Annotated in this window: 28 protein-coding genes and 5 tRNA genes; 5 read left to right on the forward strand and 28 right to left on the reverse strand. The window is 60.6% G+C overall.

Annotated elements, in window-relative coordinates:
• Positions 1-75 precede the first annotated feature (75 nt).
• A complete protein-coding gene (gene recJ, locus AC245Y_RS08825) occupies positions 76-1,878 on the forward strand; it encodes a single-stranded-DNA-specific exonuclease RecJ (RefSeq protein WP_017993874.1) in 1,803 nt (600 codons plus the stop codon).
• A gap of 49 nt (positions 1,879-1,927) precedes the next feature.
• On the opposite strand, the gene AC245Y_RS08830 is transcribed toward recJ, so the two are convergent.
• From AC245Y_RS08830 to gloA, 5 genes are all read right to left on the reverse strand, one after another.
• Positions 1,928-2,002: transfer RNA gene (locus AC245Y_RS08830), tRNA-Glu, on the reverse strand.
• Between the two features lie 245 nt (positions 2,003-2,247).
• Positions 2,248-2,322, reverse strand: a tRNA-Glu gene (locus AC245Y_RS08835).
• A 76-nt stretch (positions 2,323-2,398) separates the two neighbouring features.
• Positions 2,399-2,473: transfer RNA gene (locus tag AC245Y_RS08840), tRNA-Glu, on the reverse strand.
• A 197-nt stretch (positions 2,474-2,670) separates the two neighbouring features.
• Positions 2,671-3,729, reverse strand: a complete 1,059-nt coding sequence (locus AC245Y_RS08845) for a YcbK family protein (protein ID WP_409566798.1) — start codon at positions 3,727-3,729, stop codon at positions 2,671-2,673.
• 174 nt (positions 3,730-3,903) lie between these two features.
• Positions 3,904-4,344, reverse strand: coding sequence for a lactoylglutathione lyase (gloA, locus tag AC245Y_RS08850; protein WP_017993876.1), 441 nt, complete (start codon positions 4,342-4,344; stop codon positions 3,904-3,906).
• Positions 4,345-4,539: 195 nt separating this feature from the next.
• Here gloA and AC245Y_RS08855 point away from each other — a divergent pair, with 195 nt between their 5' ends.
• On the forward strand, positions 4,540-5,118 hold the full coding sequence (locus tag AC245Y_RS08855; protein ID WP_003539135.1) for a cold-shock protein: 579 nt from the start codon (positions 4,540-4,542) through the stop codon (positions 5,116-5,118).
• A 2-nt stretch (positions 5,119-5,120) separates the two neighbouring features.
• Positions 5,121-5,609 carry a DUF192 domain-containing protein gene (locus tag AC245Y_RS08860; RefSeq protein WP_017993877.1) on the forward strand — a complete coding sequence of 163 codons (489 nt, stop codon included), beginning with the start codon at positions 5,121-5,123 and terminating at the stop codon, positions 5,607-5,609.
• A gap of 59 nt (positions 5,610-5,668) precedes the next feature.
• Here the strand turns inward: AC245Y_RS08860 and AC245Y_RS08865 are convergent.
• A tRNA-Pro gene (locus AC245Y_RS08865) sits at positions 5,669-5,745 on the reverse strand.
• 625 nt (positions 5,746-6,370) lie between these two features.
• Between AC245Y_RS08865 and AC245Y_RS08870 the strand changes: the two genes are divergently transcribed.
• Positions 6,371-6,676 (forward strand): ETC complex I subunit, encoded by a 306-nt coding sequence (locus AC245Y_RS08870; RefSeq protein WP_003539138.1) that lies wholly within the window; start codon positions 6,371-6,373, stop codon positions 6,674-6,676.
• Positions 6,677-6,733: 57 nt separating this feature from the next.
• Positions 6,734-6,810, forward strand: a tRNA-Arg gene (locus AC245Y_RS08875).
• 70 nt (positions 6,811-6,880) lie between these two features.
• On the opposite strand, the gene AC245Y_RS08880 is transcribed toward AC245Y_RS08875, so the two are convergent.
• From AC245Y_RS08880 to AC245Y_RS08985, 22 genes are read right to left on the reverse strand one after another with little or no spacing between them, the layout of a single operon-like run.
• Positions 6,881-7,885 carry a tyrosine-type recombinase/integrase gene (locus tag AC245Y_RS08880; protein ID WP_245274013.1) on the reverse strand — a complete coding sequence of 335 codons (1,005 nt, stop codon included), beginning with the start codon at positions 7,883-7,885 and terminating at the stop codon, positions 6,881-6,883.
• Positions 7,886-7,898: 13 nt separating this feature from the next.
• Positions 7,899-8,138 (reverse strand): hypothetical protein, encoded by a 240-nt coding sequence (locus tag AC245Y_RS08885; protein ID WP_017993879.1) that lies wholly within the window; start codon positions 8,136-8,138, stop codon positions 7,899-7,901.
• Complete coding sequence (locus AC245Y_RS08890; protein ID WP_017993880.1) at positions 8,139-8,552, reverse strand: hypothetical protein; 414 nt, start codon at positions 8,550-8,552, stop codon at positions 8,139-8,141. It lies immediately after the preceding gene.
• On the reverse strand, positions 8,549-8,770 hold the full coding sequence (locus tag AC245Y_RS08895; RefSeq protein ID WP_017993881.1) for a hypothetical protein: 222 nt from the start codon (positions 8,768-8,770) through the stop codon (positions 8,549-8,551). Before AC245Y_RS08895 ends, AC245Y_RS08890 begins: the two co-directional genes overlap by 4 nt.
• Positions 8,767-8,979: a hypothetical protein gene (locus tag AC245Y_RS08900; protein WP_017993882.1), complete on the reverse strand. Its 213-nt coding sequence runs from the start codon at positions 8,977-8,979 to the stop codon at positions 8,767-8,769. Before AC245Y_RS08900 ends, AC245Y_RS08895 begins: the two co-directional genes overlap by 4 nt.
• Positions 8,976-9,164, reverse strand: coding sequence for a hypothetical protein (locus AC245Y_RS08905; RefSeq protein WP_017993883.1), 189 nt, complete (start codon positions 9,162-9,164; stop codon positions 8,976-8,978). The genes AC245Y_RS08900 and AC245Y_RS08905 overlap by 4 nt, the downstream gene beginning before the upstream one ends.
• Positions 9,161-9,586, reverse strand: a complete 426-nt coding sequence (locus AC245Y_RS08910) for an ASCH domain-containing protein (protein WP_017993884.1) — start codon at positions 9,584-9,586, stop codon at positions 9,161-9,163. Before AC245Y_RS08910 ends, AC245Y_RS08905 begins: the two co-directional genes overlap by 4 nt.
• Complete coding sequence (locus tag AC245Y_RS08915) at positions 9,583-9,990, reverse strand: DUF7694 domain-containing protein (protein ID WP_017993885.1); 408 nt, start codon at positions 9,988-9,990, stop codon at positions 9,583-9,585. Before AC245Y_RS08915 ends, AC245Y_RS08910 begins: the two co-directional genes overlap by 4 nt.
• A complete protein-coding gene (locus tag AC245Y_RS08920; RefSeq protein ID WP_017993886.1) occupies positions 9,987-10,646 on the reverse strand; it encodes a hypothetical protein in 660 nt (219 codons plus the stop codon). Before AC245Y_RS08920 ends, AC245Y_RS08915 begins: the two co-directional genes overlap by 4 nt.
• The gene (locus AC245Y_RS08925; RefSeq protein WP_026157333.1) at positions 10,643-11,512 is read right to left on the reverse strand and encodes a DUF5131 family protein; all 870 of its coding nucleotides are present in this window, start codon (positions 11,510-11,512) and stop codon (positions 10,643-10,645) included. Before AC245Y_RS08925 ends, AC245Y_RS08920 begins: the two co-directional genes overlap by 4 nt.
• Complete coding sequence (locus AC245Y_RS08930) at positions 11,512-11,871, reverse strand: hypothetical protein (protein ID WP_017993888.1); 360 nt, start codon at positions 11,869-11,871, stop codon at positions 11,512-11,514. Before AC245Y_RS08930 ends, AC245Y_RS08925 begins: the two co-directional genes overlap by 1 nt.
• Positions 11,868-12,296 carry a hypothetical protein gene (locus AC245Y_RS08935; protein ID WP_017993889.1) on the reverse strand — a complete coding sequence of 143 codons (429 nt, stop codon included), beginning with the start codon at positions 12,294-12,296 and terminating at the stop codon, positions 11,868-11,870. Before AC245Y_RS08935 ends, AC245Y_RS08930 begins: the two co-directional genes overlap by 4 nt.
• Positions 12,293-12,535, reverse strand: coding sequence for a hypothetical protein (locus AC245Y_RS08940; protein WP_017993890.1), 243 nt, complete (start codon positions 12,533-12,535; stop codon positions 12,293-12,295). The genes AC245Y_RS08935 and AC245Y_RS08940 overlap by 4 nt, the downstream gene beginning before the upstream one ends.
• On the reverse strand, positions 12,532-12,756 hold the full coding sequence (locus AC245Y_RS08945) for a hypothetical protein (RefSeq protein WP_017993891.1): 225 nt from the start codon (positions 12,754-12,756) through the stop codon (positions 12,532-12,534). The genes AC245Y_RS08940 and AC245Y_RS08945 overlap by 4 nt, the downstream gene beginning before the upstream one ends.
• A complete protein-coding gene (locus AC245Y_RS08950) occupies positions 12,753-13,133 on the reverse strand; it encodes a hypothetical protein (RefSeq protein WP_017993892.1) in 381 nt (126 codons plus the stop codon). The genes AC245Y_RS08945 and AC245Y_RS08950 overlap by 4 nt, the downstream gene beginning before the upstream one ends.
• On the reverse strand, positions 13,130-13,465 hold the full coding sequence (locus AC245Y_RS08955) for a hypothetical protein (protein ID WP_017993893.1): 336 nt from the start codon (positions 13,463-13,465) through the stop codon (positions 13,130-13,132). Before AC245Y_RS08955 ends, AC245Y_RS08950 begins: the two co-directional genes overlap by 4 nt.
• Entirely contained in the window at positions 13,462-13,908 is a 447-nt protein-coding gene (locus AC245Y_RS08960) for a recombination protein NinB (protein WP_017993894.1), read from the reverse strand. The genes AC245Y_RS08955 and AC245Y_RS08960 overlap by 4 nt, the downstream gene beginning before the upstream one ends.
• Positions 13,905-14,573 carry a lambda exonuclease family protein gene (locus AC245Y_RS08965; RefSeq protein ID WP_017993895.1) on the reverse strand — a complete coding sequence of 223 codons (669 nt, stop codon included), beginning with the start codon at positions 14,571-14,573 and terminating at the stop codon, positions 13,905-13,907. The genes AC245Y_RS08960 and AC245Y_RS08965 overlap by 4 nt, the downstream gene beginning before the upstream one ends.
• The gene (locus tag AC245Y_RS08970; RefSeq protein WP_017993896.1) at positions 14,566-15,387 is read right to left on the reverse strand and encodes an ERF family protein; all 822 of its coding nucleotides are present in this window, start codon (positions 15,385-15,387) and stop codon (positions 14,566-14,568) included. Before AC245Y_RS08970 ends, AC245Y_RS08965 begins: the two co-directional genes overlap by 8 nt.
• Before the next feature lie 11 nt (positions 15,388-15,398).
• The gene (locus tag AC245Y_RS08975; RefSeq protein ID WP_017993897.1) at positions 15,399-16,478 is read right to left on the reverse strand and encodes a hypothetical protein; all 1,080 of its coding nucleotides are present in this window, start codon (positions 16,476-16,478) and stop codon (positions 15,399-15,401) included.
• Complete coding sequence (locus AC245Y_RS08980; protein ID WP_157628330.1) at positions 16,471-16,686, reverse strand: hypothetical protein; 216 nt, start codon at positions 16,684-16,686, stop codon at positions 16,471-16,473. Before AC245Y_RS08980 ends, AC245Y_RS08975 begins: the two co-directional genes overlap by 8 nt.
• 5 nt (positions 16,687-16,691) lie before the next feature.
• A complete protein-coding gene (locus AC245Y_RS08985) occupies positions 16,692-16,919 on the reverse strand; it encodes a hypothetical protein (protein WP_017993899.1) in 228 nt (75 codons plus the stop codon).
• Positions 16,920-16,928: the final 9 nt, after the last annotated feature.

Consider the following 16,928-nt stretch of genomic DNA (forward strand, 5'->3'; position numbering starts at 1 on the left):
CGTGTCTGCAAATCCATCGCTATGTTATCTCCGCTGCTCCTGTAGAAAGAGCAGATGAAGTCAGCGGAGTATGGCATGGCAGATCTCGTCGATCCGGTACAGCGCGCGTTTCTCGGCGTGGAGAAATCCGCGCTCGACAATCGCTGGGTGGCGCGGCTCGACCAGGCAGGGCAGAATCGCGCGCTGGCCATGTCGCAGATCCATGGACTGCCGGATCTGATCGCCCGGGTGCTTGCCGGGCGCGGCGTGACGGTGGACGAGGCGATCGAATTCCTTGATCCGACGATCCGCAGCCTGATGCCCGATCCCCATAAGCTGACCGATTGCGAAAAGGCGGCAACCCGCCTTCTGCGCGCCATCGAGCGCGGCGAGAGCGTCGCCATCTTCGGTGACTACGACGTCGACGGCGCCGCCTCCTCGGCGCTGATGTTTCGCTTTCTCAGCCATTTCGGCGTCAGGGCGACCATCTATATCCCCGACCGCGTCTTCGAAGGTTACGGCCCCAATCCGGCGGCGATCAACCAGTTGATCGATAACGGTGCTGAGCTGATCGTCACCGTCGATTGCGGCTCCACCAGCCACGAGGCGCTTACCGCCGCTGCCGCGCGCAATATCGACGTCGTCGTCATCGATCACCACCAGGTGACACATGAGCTGCCACCCTGCCATGCGCTGGTCAACCCGAACCGCGAGGACGACCTGTCGGGGCAGGGGCATCTTTGCGCCGCCGGCGTCGTCTTCATGGTGCTGGTCGCGACGCTCCGGCTGCTGCGCGCGGCCGGCAACAAGCGCATCCTGGCGATCGACCTGCTGCAGTGGTTGGATATCGTGGCACTTGCGACGGTCTGCGATGTCGTGCCGCTGAAGGGCCTCAACCGCGCCTATGTGGTGAAGGGGCTGGTCGCTGCCCGCCACCAGAGCAATGCCGGACTGGCAGCACTCTTCCGCAAGGCGGGGCTCGCCGGCCCGGTGACACCCTATCATTTCGGCTTCCTGATCGGCCCGCGCATCAATGCCGGTGGGCGGATCGGCGACGCGGCACTCGGAAGCCGGCTGCTGACGCTCGACGACGCCGGCGAGGCAGAGGTGATCGCGCAGCGCCTCGACGAGCTCAACCGCGAACGTCAGGCGATGGAGGCGATCATGCTGCAGGAGGCGGAAGCCGAGGCGCTCGCCGAGTATGGTGACGGCGAGGGCGCCTCCGTCATCGTCACCGCCCATGAGAAATGGCATCCCGGCATCGTCGGGCTGATCGCGGCGCGGCTGAAAGAGAAATTCAAGCGCCCGGCCTTCGCGATCGCCTTCGATCCATCCGGCCGCGGCACCGGCTCGGGCCGCTCCATCAACGGCTTCGACATGGGCAGAATGGTGCGGGCCGCGGTCGACGAAGGGATACTCGTCAAGGGCGGCGGCCACGCCATGGCCGCGGGACTGACGGTCGAGCGCGCCAACCTCGGCAGGCTGAGAACCTTCTTCACGGAGAAGGCGGCAAAAACGGTGGCCGGCCTCGTGGCCAACGAGACCCTGAAGATCGACGGTGCGATCGGTGCAAGCGGAGCCACCCTCGAACTCATCGACCGCCTGGAGGCCGCCGGCCCCTATGGCTCCGGCCACGCACAGCCGCTCTTTGCCGTGCCGGCCCATCGTGTGCGCGACGCCCGCCTGGTCGGCGAGAAACATGTGAAGGTGACGCTGGAGGCCATGGACGGATCGCGGCTCGACGGCATCGCCTTCCGCGCCGCGGATACGGCGCTCGGCAATCTTCTCATCAATTCACGCGGCGCCAGCCTGCATGTCGCCGGTTCGCTCGGTGCCGACCACTACCAGGGTGCACGCCGCATCCAGCTGCGCGTCTGCGATGCAGCGCCGGCGAAATAGAGCGGTCGCGCAAGAGCGCTGACGATGTGAAGTGTCAAGGGAGAGAAAGTGGTACGCCCTAGGGGAGTCGAACCCCTCTTCCCAGAATGAAAATCTGGTGTCCTAACCGATAGACGAAGGGCGCTTCCTTCGTGGTGGCGCCCTTATAGTCAGCACCTTCGAAGGCCGCAAGCGCCAAGGTGCGAAAAAATCATCGTTTTCGCCGATTTATTTCGGCTGTGGAAAAACGAGGCGCAAGCTGTGGCGGAGCGGAGACAAATCAAACCGGCGGGCTAGGATGGGCAGCGTCGCGCGAACCGAAGGGTTCTCCTCGAGGGGACTGACAGGGTCGGCCGACGTCGATCGAATGACGACGGCCTATCAACAGGATGGTACGCCCTAGGGGAGTCGAACCCCTCTTTACAGAATGAGAATCTGTCGTCCTAACCGATAGACGAAGGGCGCGCAGCCAGCCTCGTTAAAATAGGAGCGCGCGCCGGCTTCTGCAAGCGGAAGTGATGGCTTCTATATGGAGAGAAAGTGGTACGCCCTAGGGGAGTCGAACCCCTCTTCCCAGAATGAAAATCTGGTGTCCTAACCGATAGACGAAGGGCGCTTCCTTCGTGGTGGCGCCCTTATAGTCAGGCGTTTTGAATCCCGCAAGCGGAATTGCGGTTTTCTTTCAAAAAAATCACAGGAAATCCGAGTGCGTTCGCAAAGCCGATTATTGAAGTCGAATCAATAGGCTGCCGGTTGTTTCTTTAACGCGACAAGGCGGCGCTGCCGTAACGTGATGCGAAAATCGCGCGACCGTCATATCGCTCTTGCCGTCGTGATCGGCGCACGTTTGCCGCCGCAGCCCCAGTTCCAGTCACGGGTTTTGCCGGTATCGAGGTGAACCGAATCCGTGTGGCAGTAGGTGCCGACGCCGCCGCGGTCCGGCAACGAGCGGATATAGGCGGCGATGTCCCATTTCGTCACGCCGTCGATCTGGATGTCGGCGGCCTCGCAGCTCTTGTGCATCGATTCGTCAGCGCCGCCGACGAGGCGGTTATGCTCTTCGTCACGGTAGCCGGAGGTAATGATGACCGGCCGGCCGAAATGACTTTCGACCATCTTGATCACTTTCAGCAGGTCGGGCTTGAAGCAGCCGACCTCGACCTTTTCATTCTGGAGATGCAGCCCGTTCGGCGCGATACGCGTCATGCCGGGCAGGGCCGCCTTGTGCAGCAGGCCTGAGAGGCTACCGAGCAGGTTCTGCTTCGGCGCGCTGTAGAGCGCGTTCATCGTCGATGCCGGAATGCTGGCCGTCGCCAACGACGCCGTCTGCACGGGCGCTAGCTGCGTGCTGCTATTCTGTGAGGATTGCTGCGGCAGCACCGGCTCCGCCGGCTGCTGGGGCACGGGCTGCTGGCTGTAGACACTGCTTCGGGCAGGTGCTGCACCTTCTACCGGCACATAGGCCTGCGGCTGAATGACGGTGGACGTGCTGTTGTTCTGCGGCGCCGGCTGGTGATCGGAAAAGATGCTCATCGCCTGCGCGTTGATCCTAGTCGACTGCAGGACGAGCCCGCCGATATTGGCAGGCGCCGCCGTTGCCGAGCCGGCGGGCGGGACGGCGGCATTCGGATCTTGTGCCACGACCTGAGGCGCGCCCTGGACGCCGGAGACGTTAACGAGCCGGGGATCGGTATAGACCGAACGTGGGGCAGGGCTTGCAGGCGCTGCCGTGGCCAGCTGCGGTGCTGCGACCGGCACAGCCGGAACCACCGCCGCCGAATCGAGCGCCTTCTTGTCCGACGCACAGCCAGACAGCCCCAGCACCGAGGTGGCGATCAGCAAAGCGCCCGTCACGGGCATCCGCATCTGCATCTTACGCAAGCGACAGTCTCCAGTTGATGCGGAAAATCGGCGAAAACGCTTCTCTTCCGCTTCGAGTCGTCAGGAGATTGCCTGCGGCGTCGGATCGCGGCAAGCGCCGAGGCGCCGGTCGGACCCGAAATCGAAAAAGCCGCAAGCCTCGCAAAAGCCTTGCGGCAAAAACCCTTACCAGGCGCCGGTATTGCCCATCGAGACCCAGGGCTCAGTGGCCGGAAGCGGGCTGCCCTTCTGCAGGATTTCGATCGAGATGCCGTCGGGCGAGCGCACGAAGGCCATGTTCCCGTCGCGCGGCGGCCGGTTGATGGTGATGCCGTTGTCCATCAGATTTTGGCAGGTGGCGTAAATATCGTCGACCTCATAGGCGAGGTGGCCGAAATTGCGACCTCCGCTATAATCTTCCGTGTCCCAATTGTAGGTAAGCTCGAGGCAGGGGGCTTTTTCGCTGCGCGCACGGTCGAGATCGTCGCGAGCAGCCAGGAAAACCAGGGTGAAGCGGCCCTTCTCGTTTTCGTGGCGGCGAATTTCCTCCAGTCCGAACAGCGTGGTGTAAAAGGCAAGCGAGGCGTCCAGGTCTTTGACACGAACCATTGTATGTAGATAACGCATTCTATTTACTCCTTTATTGGGGCTGGCTTTTTTCGGCGAACCGAGGTCAGCTTCGGGCAAGTCAACTTTATAAAATGTGCACCTGGGAATAACCGAAAACTAGGACTTGCGCTTATCCGTTACCAAGATGTTAATCTTGATTTCAAGAATCAGTTAACCGTAACAGTGTGACGCGTATTCGAGGGGCTGGCGACAATGGCTGACAGGATTTCATCGAACGAATACTCCGACCTCGACGAGCTATCAGGAGAGGCGGTCGATCTTGTTGAAATCACCGGCGTCGTCAAGTGGTTCGATGTCGCCAAGGGTTTCGGCTTCATCGTGCCCGATAACGGCTTGCAGGATGTTCTCCTGCACGTGACCTGCCTGCGCCGCGACGGTTACCAGACGATCCTCGAGGGAACGCGCATCGTCGCCCTTATCCAGCGCCGCGAGCGCGGCTATCAGGCCTTCAAGATCCTCTCGATGGACCAGTCAACCGCGGTTCATCCCTCGCAGCTGCCGCCGGTGCGCACCCATGTGCAGGTCACCGCGACGAGCGGCCTCGAGCGTGCACTCGTCAAGTGGTTCAACCGCACCAAGGGCTTCGGCTTCCTGACGCGCGGCGAGGGCACCGAAGATATCTTCGTGCACATGGAGACGCTGCGCCGCTTCGGCCTGACGGAGCTCCGCCCCGGCCAGGTGGTTCTTGTCCGCTTCGGCGACGGCGAAAAGGGCTTGATGGCCGCAGAGATCCATCCCGACGTTCCGAGCCCGGCAAGCCGGTCGCACTGAACATGCGCGGCCTAATCCTATTTGATGCCATCAGAAGCGCCTTATTGGCGCTTTTTTTCATGGTCGCGCTGCCGGCCTTGGCTGACGAGGAGATGCGGTTCGACAAGGAGCCGCTGCTGATCCAGACCGCTGCGGGCAAGGTGCTGCATTTCACCGTCGAAATCGCCTCGACCCCGGATCAGCGCGCCCACGGCCTGATGTTTCGCAAGGTGATGGCCGACGATGCCGGCATGATCTTCGATTTCGACGAGCCGCGGCGCGTCACCATGTGGATGGAAAACACCATCCTGCCGCTCGACATGCTTTTTGCCGACGACACCGGCACGATTCGCCACATCAAGGAAAAGGCAGTGCCCTATTCGCGCGACATCATCGATTCGATGGTTGCGGTGAAATACGTCGTTGAACTCAATGCCGGCATCGTCGCCAAACTGGGAATCAAACCTGGCGACAGGATCGTCAGCGCTACGACGACCAAGAAGGCGAAGTGACGGCGCATGCGAGCCGCGATGCGGCTGTCAAGGAATTCAACAATATCGGGATATTTGAATGGTCGGAGTGGAGAGATTCGAACTCCCGACCCTCTGGTCCCAAACCAGATGCGCTACCAGGCTGCGCTACACTCCGTGCCGTGAATGGCAGGGGAGATACACGGTTCACCTCCCCGTCGCAACCCATAAATCCAGCACAGGCTGGAGATTTTCTCGCCAGCCTGTGGATGCAGTTAGAATAATCTCGGATGTGCCGTCAATTTGCCGGCGAGGCGCAATGGACGTCGGGACGGATCGGCCTTAGCCGCGGGCGAGCAGGCCGATATATTGGGCGTAGCTGATGGCAAGGTAGAAGAAAGCTGTGATGCCAGCACCTATCACAATGGCATTGAACTCCGCCGAACGTCTCATCATGCGTGCAAATCCACTGAAATCGATTGAGCCGTAAACTAGTGCCGAGGGAAGGCAGCGGCAATCAGGTTGTGATCACAAGGTGAGACAAGCGGTAATATTGCGAAATCCGGCCGGCAATCCCCGGATTTGAAGGGGAGGCGGGGCCGGCATCCCCTCGACATGCAAACGGAGTCGGCAGCGGCGTCCTTCACCGCCTTTTTTCTTGAAAAAGCGGGGATTCGCGGCTAAGCAAAATTCATCTCTTTGCGTTATCCTCAGCGATGATGCAAAAGGTCCGGTACGGGCCGGCAACGGGATTGAGATCATGAAAGGCGGGCGCTGCCCGCATAGTCGGAGACGCTGCAGTCATGTCTGCCAAGATCTATCGTCCAGCCAAGACCGCCATGCAGTCCGGCAAGGCCAAGACCCATCTTTGGGTGCTTGAATACGATCAGGAGTCGGCGCGCAAGATCGATCCGATCATGGGCTATACCTCGTCGGGCGATATGCGCCAGCAGGTGAAGCTCACCTTCGAAACGCAGGAACTCGCCGAAGCCTATGCCCAGCGCAACGGCATCGAATACCGCGTCATCGCACCGAAGGATCCGGTCCGCCAGGTTGTCGCCTATCCCGACAATTTCCGCTATACCCGCACGCAGCCCTGGACGCACTGAGATTTCTCGTCCAGATATGCCGCATCCGGTCGCGCTCGTGAGACGCGGCCAACAGACGGCCCCTTAGCTCAGCTGGATAGAGCACCTGCCTTCTAAGCAGGTTGTCGCAGGTTCGATTCCTGCAGGGGTCGCCAACGTTTTCAAATGGTTACTAAGCATTTTCAGGCCGCGATTAGAGCCCGTTTACAGCATTTTCGGCACCGTTTACTTTTTCTGTTTCCGCGATGTTCTTTCCATCCTCAGAATGACGGCATCGCTGGTCTGCTGATCGGTCGCCAGATAGTGCTTCTCCAGCACGCGCCCGACCTCTGCAATCGAGTGCCCGGTTATCGACGCGATCTGTTCCGTCGTCGATCCTTCCCGCCGGCGATCGGTGATGAAGGTTCCCCGTAAGTCGTGATACGTCACGCCCTCGATGCCCAGCCGATCGCACTCCTTCCCCCACGAAGTCTTGAATCCACTCTTCGACCACGGCCGGCCGCGCGAGTTGTTGAGAATTCGCAATGTGTCTGTCGGAAGGGCGTCGAGAATAGCTTTTAGAGTGCTGTGAACCTTCACCCGAACTCGCTTCTTCGGCTTGCCCGGCTTTGATTTTCCCTGCTCGAACATCAGGTGCGTGCCGTCATATTGCTTCCAGGTGGCGAGCAGCATGTCGGCTTGGCGCTGTCCGGTGTGGATCGCCATCTCGAATGCGTGGAGCAGGTGAGGTTTGGCCTTCGCTCGGAAGAGGGCGATCAGCTCTGGTGTCCAGACATTTTCCTTGCGGGATCCTGTATAGAGCCGCTCGATCCCGGTGCAGGGGTTCTTCTCTATGATCTCCTCGTCGATCCCATAGGTATAGACGCGAGACAAGGAAAACAGCATTTGGTCGGCCGTGCGGGGGTGATCTGCAAAGGTGTGGTGCCACTTGCGGATCATCGCCTTCATGCCGCGCTGCTGGGTGAGCTTCAGCGCCAACCGGGGCCATTCCTTACGGATTGCCTTGAAGGCGTGCCGGTGGCTCTCTTGGGTCTTCTCCGCCAGCGCCAAAAAGGCTGGGCTGTTCTCGAATGCGTCTATCAGGTTGTCTAGCGTCTTGACCTCGGCGGGGGCACTTTCGGCTTTATGCTTCAGCAGCTCGGCCGCAAAGGCTTCGGTATTCGGCGCCGATTCCATCTTCGGGCCGCCACGCCACGCGTAGTAGTGCTCGCGGATCTCCCCGTTTGCCAAGCGGCGCTTGACCTTATGGACGCCTTTGAATTTCACGAGCACGTTCCTGGTCTCTCCACGCCTGCCAATCGGCCAATGACGTGAAGTCTTCGGGTTTCATGTCAACCCTCTGCTGCTTGTGATTATCGGGAATATCGGGGGAAACCCGGATTATTTTCCCGTCGATCTCGATCTCGACGCGCACGCCCTCCGCCTTGGCGATCTCGGCCATGCGCTTCAGATCCGACCGGCGGACGAGGGCTGACGCTGTCATTTACCCCTCCTTCTGCTGGGCGGACGGCGCGAACAGCGCTCGGTATCCGGGCATGATCTTGGTTGCGGTCTTCTCGGAGCGAGCGGGTTTGGGGAAGCCGGCGGATTTGATCTTCTGCTTGGGAGCCTTCAGGCCGAGGTATCGACCTTCGACCCGTTTCGCCTTAGCGATGACGCCTACATCCTCTACCGTCTTCGGCTTATGGCAGCACTCGACGCCGAGGAGCTTCCCGTCGTCGGCCATCAGCTTGCGGGACTTGTCGACCTGCAGGGCGTCGGGGATGGTGTGGTCGACGTGATAGGGCTTGGCGCCAAGCACCAGCCCGCATCCTTCGCAGCAGATGCCGTGCTTCGGATGAAGGGCGCGCTTGACGATCTGGGCGTAAACCGCCTTCGTGAACTCGCGGCGGCTCATTCAGCGCCTCCGCTCATGAAGCAATCGTTGCAGATCAGGCCGCCGCGAATGTGCTCCCCGCTGAGTTCCTGCGGGAATTTATAGCGGCCGCACTTCGGGCACTTCGCCTGGCGAAGTCCGGCGCGAAGCTGGACGCGAGCCCATTCGTGCCACTCGAGATAGCCGGTTGGCGCCGGATCGCCGCCGCGATAGGTCGGGATGATGTGGAGGTGGATCATTCGGCACCTCCCTTGCGCGCGATCGGCCAAATGGTGACGGTTTCGCCGTGCTCAAGCGCTTCCCGTACAAGCCATACGATTTCCTCATCGGTCTCGAACGGCACGTGGGTTCGGCAGAGGTGGCCGTCCGCATCGCGGGTTTCCGCCTGCCATCCTGCCTTGCGCACTTCGGCGCTCGCCTGGAGATTGACCGGATTCGGGTGCTTCATGCTCGCCTCCCGAACCAAGGCATAAACCGGCCGATCATCGACTTGCGCGTCGGCTTCGTCGCCGCCTCGGCTGCTTCAAGCTCTCTCTTGAGCTGCTCGACGACAGCGTTCCGGCGATCGATGAAGGCGATGGTGCTGGGCCGGGCAGCAGGATGCTTGCGAAGATATTCCTGCGCGGTTCTCATGCTGCCTCCCTCGCATATTCGCGGATGGCACCGGCGACCTTCCGGTTGATGTCAGGTTCGAGCTTGAAGAAGCTCAGCTGCCCCCGGCACGGGATAAGCGGAAGCGGGAAGGCATCGCGCAGGACGAAGCCGAATTTGCCGAAGAACCACTGGCTGTCCATCTCGCGCACGCAATCGACGATGCGGGCCATGCCGACGACGCCACCGCGCGGCATTGCCATCTGGTGATCGTCGTCCTTGTCGATCTCAGACTTGGAGACGCCCGCATGCACGATGAACCACCCGCGCCCCTTCGTCGGCCAGTCGCGGTTCTCGACGTCCTTGCCGTCATGAAAAATATGGTGCGGGTACGGCTGCTTGATGCTGAGAGACTTAATCTCTCCGGCAGCCACGCGATCGGCCAGCATATGAAAGTCGATCATGCTGCTCTCCTTGCCAAGGTGAAGGGGAGGCGACCGGACAGCACCCACATGTGATACATGTCGGCCTCGTCGATCAGTTCCGACGCAGGCGGCATGACCTGGATGGCCGTGGCCTCTTCCCCGCATATTTCGTTTTTGATGCGCTGCATGTCGCGCCACGGCGGCTCAAGCTGCGAGGCGGTGCGGATGGCGAGGTGAATGACCTCGTTGCCCTGCTCGTCGACGAACGGGCGGACCAGCACGACATAGAGGTTGTTGGCCCGGACGCTGCGGACTTCCTTGTTCCAGCCCTTGCCGCCGGGAATGCCGTCGGGCAGGTCGGTGATGCGCCAGAGACCCCAGTCACCTTTCAGGCCTCGGCGCTCGAAAGAGCGGGCGGCGCGGCGTTGCTGACGGGTGCTCATGCCGGCAACCCCGCAAGATACTCTTGGGCGGCGGCAAGCTCGGCCTCGTATCGCGGGCGATCGATGACCACGATACGCTGCGTGTCGATAAAATAGCTTTTCAGCTGGGATTGCTTGGCGGACCACGCCGTCCAGAAATCCCAAAGCTCCTTCGCATCGACCAGCCAGTCGCGGGCGCTTTCGTGGTGGTTGTCGGCAAGATAGTTGTCGAGCACTTCCTCAAGGTCGAAATCGAATCCGTCTTCGCGGCAGCAGAAGGCCCACGCCGGAAGCTGCGACGGGATCTCGTCATCCGGCACGCCGCCCCACGAAAGCCTATCGGCATGCTTTTCCAGGAGCTCAGCCACGTCCTGGGCGTAATCATCCTCGTCGCCGGTCGTCGTCACCCATCCGTCGTAGTTTTCGACGACCTCCGCACGAACGAGGCGAGAGGCCTCCATCCGCTTGCGGCCGGTTTCCTTATACTCCGGCGTATCCATCTCCATGGCCTTCGCGGCCCATTCCTCGGAGTTGAAGACGCGCTTTCCATCGGCGGTCGCCCAGAGGTTCGGATTGCGGGCGTCCTTCTTCAGGCGGAGCGGGACCGGCTTCCGCGGATCGTGCTTCCTGGTGATCTTGACGGAAACGAACTGGCAGTTGGCATCGATCTCGTTCATGCGGCCACCTCTGGAAAATCGTCATGCGTCACGCCATCAAGAAGACGGCCGGAGCGCTTCTTCCCGACCTTGATCATGGCTTTGCCGCTGATGAATTGTTGCTTCTCCCGAATTGAATTCGGCAGATCGTTCCAAGCCATCCCGATATGGTCGAAGTCCAAAAACTCGCCATTCTGCTTATGGTGATAGACAGCACCGCAGGCCGCCGCTTGATCACGAAGGCTTCGAAACCAGTCCGGATGCGTCGGTCGCGCCTTATGGTCGCCCTGATCAGTTTCGCCCCCGGTGATCACCCAGTCGGGCATGAAGACGGGAGGCACGATGATGTCGCTGATCAGCGGCTCGAATGATCCGAACGTAAATAGCGGCGACAACTCGACCTTGGCGACTTGAAGCGCCGGCAGGTTTTTGTCGGCGCGCGGCTGATCCTCGCATGTTGCGCCGAGCGCGACGTTCTCTGGCAGTCCGCCGGCCGCATCGGCCATCTTCACGATGTTCTGCGGACGCTTGGTGAGCAGCAGATAGACGAGGAGGGGCGTCTTCCGCATGACCTCGAAGGCATCGGCGCGCCACTGCGGTTCCCACTGGTTATCGAAGACGTCAGCCAATGAGGCGCAGAACACGAACGGCCGATCGCCATCCTTTTCGGCTTGGCGCTGCCATTTGAAGGGCATTGCCCACGTTGAGGCAGATGTCTTGACGCGAGTGCCGGTTCCTTGCCCAGGAGCGCCCCACTCGACCTTGTGATAGCGCTTGTCCATCATCGCCTCGGCATAGCATCCGTCGCACGCCGGCGAGACCTTTGAGCATCCTATGACGGGGTTCCAAGTGTGGCGCGTCCATGAGATCGCAGAGTTCTCAGCCATCAGGCACCTGCCATTTCGTGAGCGAAGGCCAAGAGCGCCGGCTGAAAAGCAAGCTCTCTTAACTTCGCGCAGTTTTCGGGATTGTTGCGAATGACCGGGCCGGTATCGCCATCGATCATCCCATGATCCGGCGCGACAGCCATCGGCTCGACAAGCGATCGCAAGATGGGAAATCGGATCAGGATGATCCCTTCGACGGTCGTGTAGTAGCTGCCGCCCTTCATGACATCGTCTTCGGTATAGTCTCCTGCCCACGCGAGCGGATAAGCATAGTTGGCGTTATTCGGCCGCCAGAAGGTTACGTATGGACGCCAGTTCCATTCGGTGCGCAGGTCGCAGATAAGGAAGGGACCGGTCATGCTGACATCCTTCGGAAGTCCGAGATCGCTTCCTCGATCGTTGGATGGCGCTCGTGCATTTGCCCCGATCGCTTTTGGCGCGGCCACATTCTCAGCATCAGCATGCGGGGACCGCTAGGCGATACTTCAAGTCGGATGCAGTTGTCGTGAGCACCGACGACGAGGCGGGTGAGTTGATCAAAATCGAACGTTGCCAAGCCAGAAGCTCGGACGCTGACCTTGAACATGGGCCAACCGCCGCCGCCCAATTTCATACGGCTCCATGTCGTTGGCACATTCCACGGGCCACACCGAAAAGCGCGGCAGATGATCTCGATCGAGACCCGGTGAAAGTCGGTTAGACCAGACTGCGGGATTCCAGACCACCGCGAGCAATGCTCCGGGCCCATGTCACGTGGCACGAACAGTTCAAGAGCTTCGCTCATGCCGCACCGCCTTCCGATCCGAACGACTTCGCATAGTCCGTCGCCATCGCCGCCAAAACGGCGCGATCTTCGTCCGACAGCTTCAGGATGAAGATATCGAAGTTGTGGTTGAACCGCTTCCAGCGGTCGTCGCCGGACTTGCCAGTCTGGATAAGGCCTTTGGCTTCCAGCATCGACCGATCGGTGTTGGTGAAGAAGTAGGCCAGCTCCTTGAGCATGTCGGCGGTAAAGGTTGTCACGCTGCATCCTCCCCATACTTCACGCCGCAGAACGGGCAGAAGGAGGCAAACACGCCGGTGGCCTTCGCCTTGCCGCGACCGGTTTCTATCTGTTCGGTGACGATCATCAGACGGTCAGGAGACTTTTCCTCGCCCTTGAACCGAAGGATGATCGGGATCATCAGCCGAGTGTTCCGCTCGGCAAGCTTTTCATTGACGGTTTGGATGCAGGTGCACGTCATGCTGCACCTCCGGCCTCTGCCTCGCACTGGCGAGCGATAACCCCTGCCTCTACGGCCGCCTTAGCGGCAAGAGACGGAAGGATGGCGCGCAAAGCCTCAAGCTCGCACGAAATCGCTCGGAGGCGGTCGCGCATCGCCGCTTCAGCCTTCGCCTGATATTCAGCAGTGAGACGCTTATGCATCTCCAATGCTATTGCCTCAGATTCCGGTTCCGGCTTGCCATAACCGTTGTCTGCCGTGACCCGGATGCGCTGCGCTGCCCATGACATTTTGAACGGCATGTATCTGGCTTCGCCGATGCCGTGGTAATTGGTTTCCGTGCTCGACAGATTTGCTATTTTCGAGACGACGTTCGCGAGTTCGGAAATGGCGCTCATGCCGCCAACTCCTTCGCGCTGTCGACGAAGTGCTCGCGGTAGGTGCGATCGAACACCGCCTGGAACTGCGCTGCTACGCTGTCCGACATTTCGACATCGAAAAAGCTGGCGGCGAGGCTGGCATGCATCTGGATCATGTAGGCGGCCATGCCGATGAGTATGTGGTTGACGTTCGCCTCGGGGCGGTGGATCTCCGCGTTGACAAAATCCGTCAGCTCGTCATGAACTTTCGAGACCGAAAGGCGGGCGATGAAATCGGTGATCGGGTCGCCGCAGGTCAGAGCGTCCTCGTCGGACAGGCTGCCGGGCAATAGGCGTTTGTTCTCGGTCATGCTGCTCTCCAATCGTTCGCGCCTTCATGGAAACCGCCACGGATCGTCTCTGTGAGATGGATTCCGTTCGTGTCGCAGAAGGCGATTGCATAGGTGATGAGGCTGGCGGCGCGGCCGACCGACATGCGGGCGGTGCTTTCGCGAATGTTGACGAACTCATTTTCGAGACCGGGAATGATCTCGACTTCCCCTGCCGTCGCCACGGTGTGCCCGGAGACCAGCAGCACCTTCCAAGCTTCAGCATCCCGGCGCTTGCCTGCCCACGTCATCCGTGAGTTGGCAATATCGGTGCAGATGGCGTGAAACTTGGCGTTCTGATCAAGGCTGCGCGTCGCCGGACCGACCGTGACCGCGCTTCCTTCCGGTGCGGACCGCAATGCTTCGAGAGCGTTATTGCGCACTTGGTCATTGATGAGGATGAAACGTTGTTTCTTCTGGCTCATGGCCAGCCCGCCATCAGCATATCGGCTGCCTCATCAGCAACCGGCGGATCGTAACGGCGGCGCAAGTCGATCACGGCTGCGCGGACCTCGTTGAGGAACGCCACCACTTCGCGTTCCAGATCGGCAATCATGACATCGTCCCGATCGACCCGCTGGCAGAAGAACCGCATGGATTCCGGCATGCGCGGATCGTAGGACACGAAATCGCACCACTTCCGGCCCGTGCACGCCATCTGCCACTGCATCTGCGTGATGTATTTGCCCGGAACCGAGCCACCCCGGAGAGTTTCAATGTGCGTGGCGGTGTTCGGGCACTTGATCTCGACGAGGCCGTTTTCTCCGACAAGGCCGTCAGGTGACGCGCCGGAATCCCCGATCGTCGGGTGAGGGACGAAAGCAATCTGCTCGACAGAAGCCACGCGGTTGAACTCGTAGGCCGATCGAGCTTCCGGCTCGGTCTCGGTTCCCCACCGCATCGCGTCGTTGATAAAGCCTTCGGTCGGCAGGCCGGTCAGGCGCTCGGTGATGAGCTGCGCGGCATAGTTGGCGCGCGTCGCGGCATAGCCGGTCTTGGTCTTGGCGATGACATCGGCAACCTTGGACGCGGTGACCTTGCCAATCCGGATCGCATGCCACTCGGGCGTTCCCTGAACAATGTTATCCATTTGCTTTCTCCTTGACGCGATCGGCAATGACGGCGATGCGGCGGCGCAGAGAGCCGACGACCTCGGTGAACTTCGAAGACGGAATGTCGGGGATGGCTTCAACCTTCCAGTGGTTGCAGAACTGGTCGATCTCAAGCTCGGCCTTGGCGACAAGGTCGCGGATGACGGAAACCTGCGCCTCGGTGATCGGATCGTCAGCCTTGGCCGGAGGCGCGTTGCCATCCTTGTCATCGAAAAAGGCGAGATCGAGCGCGCTGGCCTTAAGGTAGCGGCGGGCGTAGGTTTGAGTGCTGCCCTTGGCCTGAATTGCGGTCTTGTTGACCGTGCCGCCGGAACCGGTGTTGTCGAGAGGGAAATCGTCTTCGTAGACCTTCTCGTGACCACCGGAATGCCCGATTGTAAGTTGCATGCGGATATGGCCGGTCAGATCGCAATGGATAGGCGCGGACGTCGTCGAGAAGCCATGCTTGGTCAGGATCGGCGTTACAACGCGCTCGATATCCGCAAGATCGGCGTATTTCGACTTGGTGTGCTTGTTGTCGTTGGTCCGGAAGATCGGGCCGATCTCCGCTTGGACTGCCGAGAAAGCAGAGAGCCATTCGCGTCGGGCCGCTTCAATGCGATCCTCGCGCGCCATCTCGCGGCTGCGATCCTCCATGCGCTCTTTCATCGCCAGCATCTTTTCGAGCCGGTCGATCGGGATATTCGGATCCATGGCGATGCGCTCGATCATGGCGACCATTGGCGCATCATTTGCCGGAACGAGCCTGGCATCCTCGTGCTGTACGATTTCCTGCTTTGCTACAGCGCTCACTGGCGTTCTCCTCAATAGGTGAAGGTGACGTTGGGGATCAGGCCGCTCACCATGTGCGCGACGATCTTCTTTGCTTGGTCGGTGTCGATACCGGCGCAAGCGACAAGGGAGGTGACAACAGAGTTGTTGACGGTCCGACGGTGTTCGATATCCGCCTCGCGGCGCTGCTGTTCGGCAAGCTGGGCCGATTGCTCATCGGCGATCCGCTGGCGCTCGGCGGCCGTGGCGCGCTCGGCGGCCGCATTCGCCTCGGCAATCTCGCGCTCGGCACGCTCCTTGGCCTCAGCGGCTTCACGCTCGGCGGATGCTACCCGCTCGGCAGCATCACGTTCGGCTTGTGTCGCTGCGTCCGCTGCCGCCTTGGCAAGATCGGCTTTCCGCTGCTCTTCGGCCTGACGTTCACGCTCAATGCGCTCTTCTTCAGCGCGTGCGGCCTCTTCGGTAGCCCGCCGCTCGGCATCCTGCCGGTCGCGTTCCGCCTGAGCGGTGCGCAGAGCAGCAAGCTCGGCAGCATCAGCTTCCTGCTTTTCAGCGATGGAGATCAGCCGATCGAGGGCGGTGAGCGCATCCTGCTTAGCCAGGTCGGCGCGGTCCTGAAATTCTTCCCAAGACGCATCGACGACCGTCTCGTCGACCCTGACGCGTATCTCCTTCAGATCGTCGGAGGCGAGGCCAAGCGGCGTGCTGATGAACGAAAGCAGGGCATCGAGCGCGGACTGGTGCTTTTCGACGCGCGCTTCCTCAGCCTTTTCCCAGTCGGTCAGCGGCTGCCGGAACTTCGTCTGCAGGGCGACCAGGCGCTCTTCGATCTTGTTTCGGGTGGCATCCACCTTCTTCTTGTTCAGGCGCCATTCCTCGGTCAGGGCAAAACCCTGCTTGTCGAGCGCGACCTTGGTCTTTGCGATCTTGTGGGCGAGGGACTTGATCGCGTCCCGTCCAGCCTTGGTCGAGACGTCGGGAACGTGCTCGTTTACCTTCCTCAGGATCGCGTCATAGAGTTTGTCGAATTCCTTCTCGTCGGTGAATGTCGCTACATTCGGGACCGACGGCAGGGAAATGATAAGATCGGTGGAGACGGCTTGATCAGCCATGGGGAATGCTCTCCTGGTTGACGAGTGCGCGCTCCTTGAGGCTCTGCTCAGTCGGCGCGATAGCGATGAAAGTGAGGACGCCGAAGGCGGCCATGGCGAAGATGAGGGTGATCGCCTTGTTGACCGCGTCGGTAAGGCGGACGTGCTCTTCGAAGACAGGGGCGACGCGGCGGTTGATGTCGGCCAAACGGGCTTGGATGTCGGTCATGGTCATCATTGTCCCAACAGCCAAGCGTCGTCGGTCCGCTCACCCATGGCGATTGCCAAGCTGGCAGCGACGGCGCGATCTGCGAATGACGGTTCCTGCTCTTCGCGAAGGTCAATGGCGGAAACGGCGCGGTAGATGCTGACACGGTGGCCGCTGTGCTTGCTGTTGATGTGCATCCGCACGGCGTTATCGGTCGCGAAGAAATTCTTGCACTTGCCGCACAGGAAGTTCATTTGGGTATT

It is taken from the genome of Rhizobium sp. SRDI943 (assembly GCF_057653695.1).

Excerpts from the sequence above, each read along its gene's own strand:
- recJ (WP_017993874.1), top strand. The coding sequence starts at position 76 with ATGGCAGATCTCGTCGATCCGGTACAGCGCGCGTTTCTCGGCGTGGAG.
- AC245Y_RS08845 (WP_409566798.1), bottom strand. The coding sequence starts at position 3,729 with ATGCAGATGCGGATGCCCGTGACGGGCGCTTTGCTGATCGCCACCTCG.
- gloA (WP_017993876.1), bottom strand. The coding sequence starts at position 4,344 with ATGCGTTATCTACATACAATGGTTCGTGTCAAAGACCTGGACGCCTCG.
- AC245Y_RS08855 (WP_003539135.1), top strand. The coding sequence starts at position 4,540 with ATGGCTGACAGGATTTCATCGAACGAATACTCCGACCTCGACGAGCTA.
- AC245Y_RS08860 (WP_017993877.1), top strand. The coding sequence starts at position 5,121 with ATGCGCGGCCTAATCCTATTTGATGCCATCAGAAGCGCCTTATTGGCG.
- AC245Y_RS08870 (WP_003539138.1), top strand. The coding sequence starts at position 6,371 with ATGTCTGCCAAGATCTATCGTCCAGCCAAGACCGCCATGCAGTCCGGC.
- AC245Y_RS08885 (WP_017993879.1), bottom strand. The coding sequence starts at position 8,138 with ATGACAGCGTCAGCCCTCGTCCGCCGGTCGGATCTGAAGCGCATGGCC.
- AC245Y_RS08890 (WP_017993880.1), bottom strand. The coding sequence starts at position 8,552 with ATGAGCCGCCGCGAGTTCACGAAGGCGGTTTACGCCCAGATCGTCAAG.
- AC245Y_RS08895 (WP_017993881.1), bottom strand. The coding sequence starts at position 8,770 with ATGATCCACCTCCACATCATCCCGACCTATCGCGGCGGCGATCCGGCG.
- AC245Y_RS08900 (WP_017993882.1), bottom strand. The coding sequence starts at position 8,979 with ATGAAGCACCCGAATCCGGTCAATCTCCAGGCGAGCGCCGAAGTGCGC.
- AC245Y_RS08905 (WP_017993883.1), bottom strand. The coding sequence starts at position 9,164 with ATGAGAACCGCGCAGGAATATCTTCGCAAGCATCCTGCTGCCCGGCCC.
- AC245Y_RS08910 (WP_017993884.1), bottom strand. The coding sequence starts at position 9,586 with ATGATCGACTTTCATATGCTGGCCGATCGCGTGGCTGCCGGAGAGATT.
- AC245Y_RS08915 (WP_017993885.1), bottom strand. The coding sequence starts at position 9,990 with ATGAGCACCCGTCAGCAACGCCGCGCCGCCCGCTCTTTCGAGCGCCGA.
- AC245Y_RS08920 (WP_017993886.1), bottom strand. The coding sequence starts at position 10,646 with ATGAACGAGATCGATGCCAACTGCCAGTTCGTTTCCGTCAAGATCACC.
- AC245Y_RS08925 (WP_026157333.1), bottom strand. The coding sequence starts at position 11,512 with ATGGCTGAGAACTCTGCGATCTCATGGACGCGCCACACTTGGAACCCC.
- AC245Y_RS08930 (WP_017993888.1), bottom strand. The coding sequence starts at position 11,871 with ATGACCGGTCCCTTCCTTATCTGCGACCTGCGCACCGAATGGAACTGG.
- AC245Y_RS08935 (WP_017993889.1), bottom strand. The coding sequence starts at position 12,296 with ATGAGCGAAGCTCTTGAACTGTTCGTGCCACGTGACATGGGCCCGGAG.
- AC245Y_RS08945 (WP_017993891.1), bottom strand. The coding sequence starts at position 12,756 with ATGACGTGCACCTGCATCCAAACCGTCAATGAAAAGCTTGCCGAGCGG.
- AC245Y_RS08950 (WP_017993892.1), bottom strand. The coding sequence starts at position 13,133 with ATGAGCGCCATTTCCGAACTCGCGAACGTCGTCTCGAAAATAGCAAAT.
- AC245Y_RS08955 (WP_017993893.1), bottom strand. The coding sequence starts at position 13,465 with ATGACCGAGAACAAACGCCTATTGCCCGGCAGCCTGTCCGACGAGGAC.
- AC245Y_RS08960 (WP_017993894.1), bottom strand. The coding sequence starts at position 13,908 with ATGAGCCAGAAGAAACAACGTTTCATCCTCATCAATGACCAAGTGCGC.
- AC245Y_RS08965 (WP_017993895.1), bottom strand. The coding sequence starts at position 14,573 with ATGGATAACATTGTTCAGGGAACGCCCGAGTGGCATGCGATCCGGATT.
- AC245Y_RS08975 (WP_017993897.1), bottom strand. The coding sequence starts at position 16,478 with ATGGCTGATCAAGCCGTCTCCACCGATCTTATCATTTCCCTGCCGTCG.
- AC245Y_RS08980 (WP_157628330.1), bottom strand. The coding sequence starts at position 16,686 with ATGACCGACATCCAAGCCCGTTTGGCCGACATCAACCGCCGCGTCGCC.
- AC245Y_RS08985 (WP_017993899.1), bottom strand. The coding sequence starts at position 16,919 with ATGAACTTCCTGTGCGGCAAGTGCAAGAATTTCTTCGCGACCGATAAC.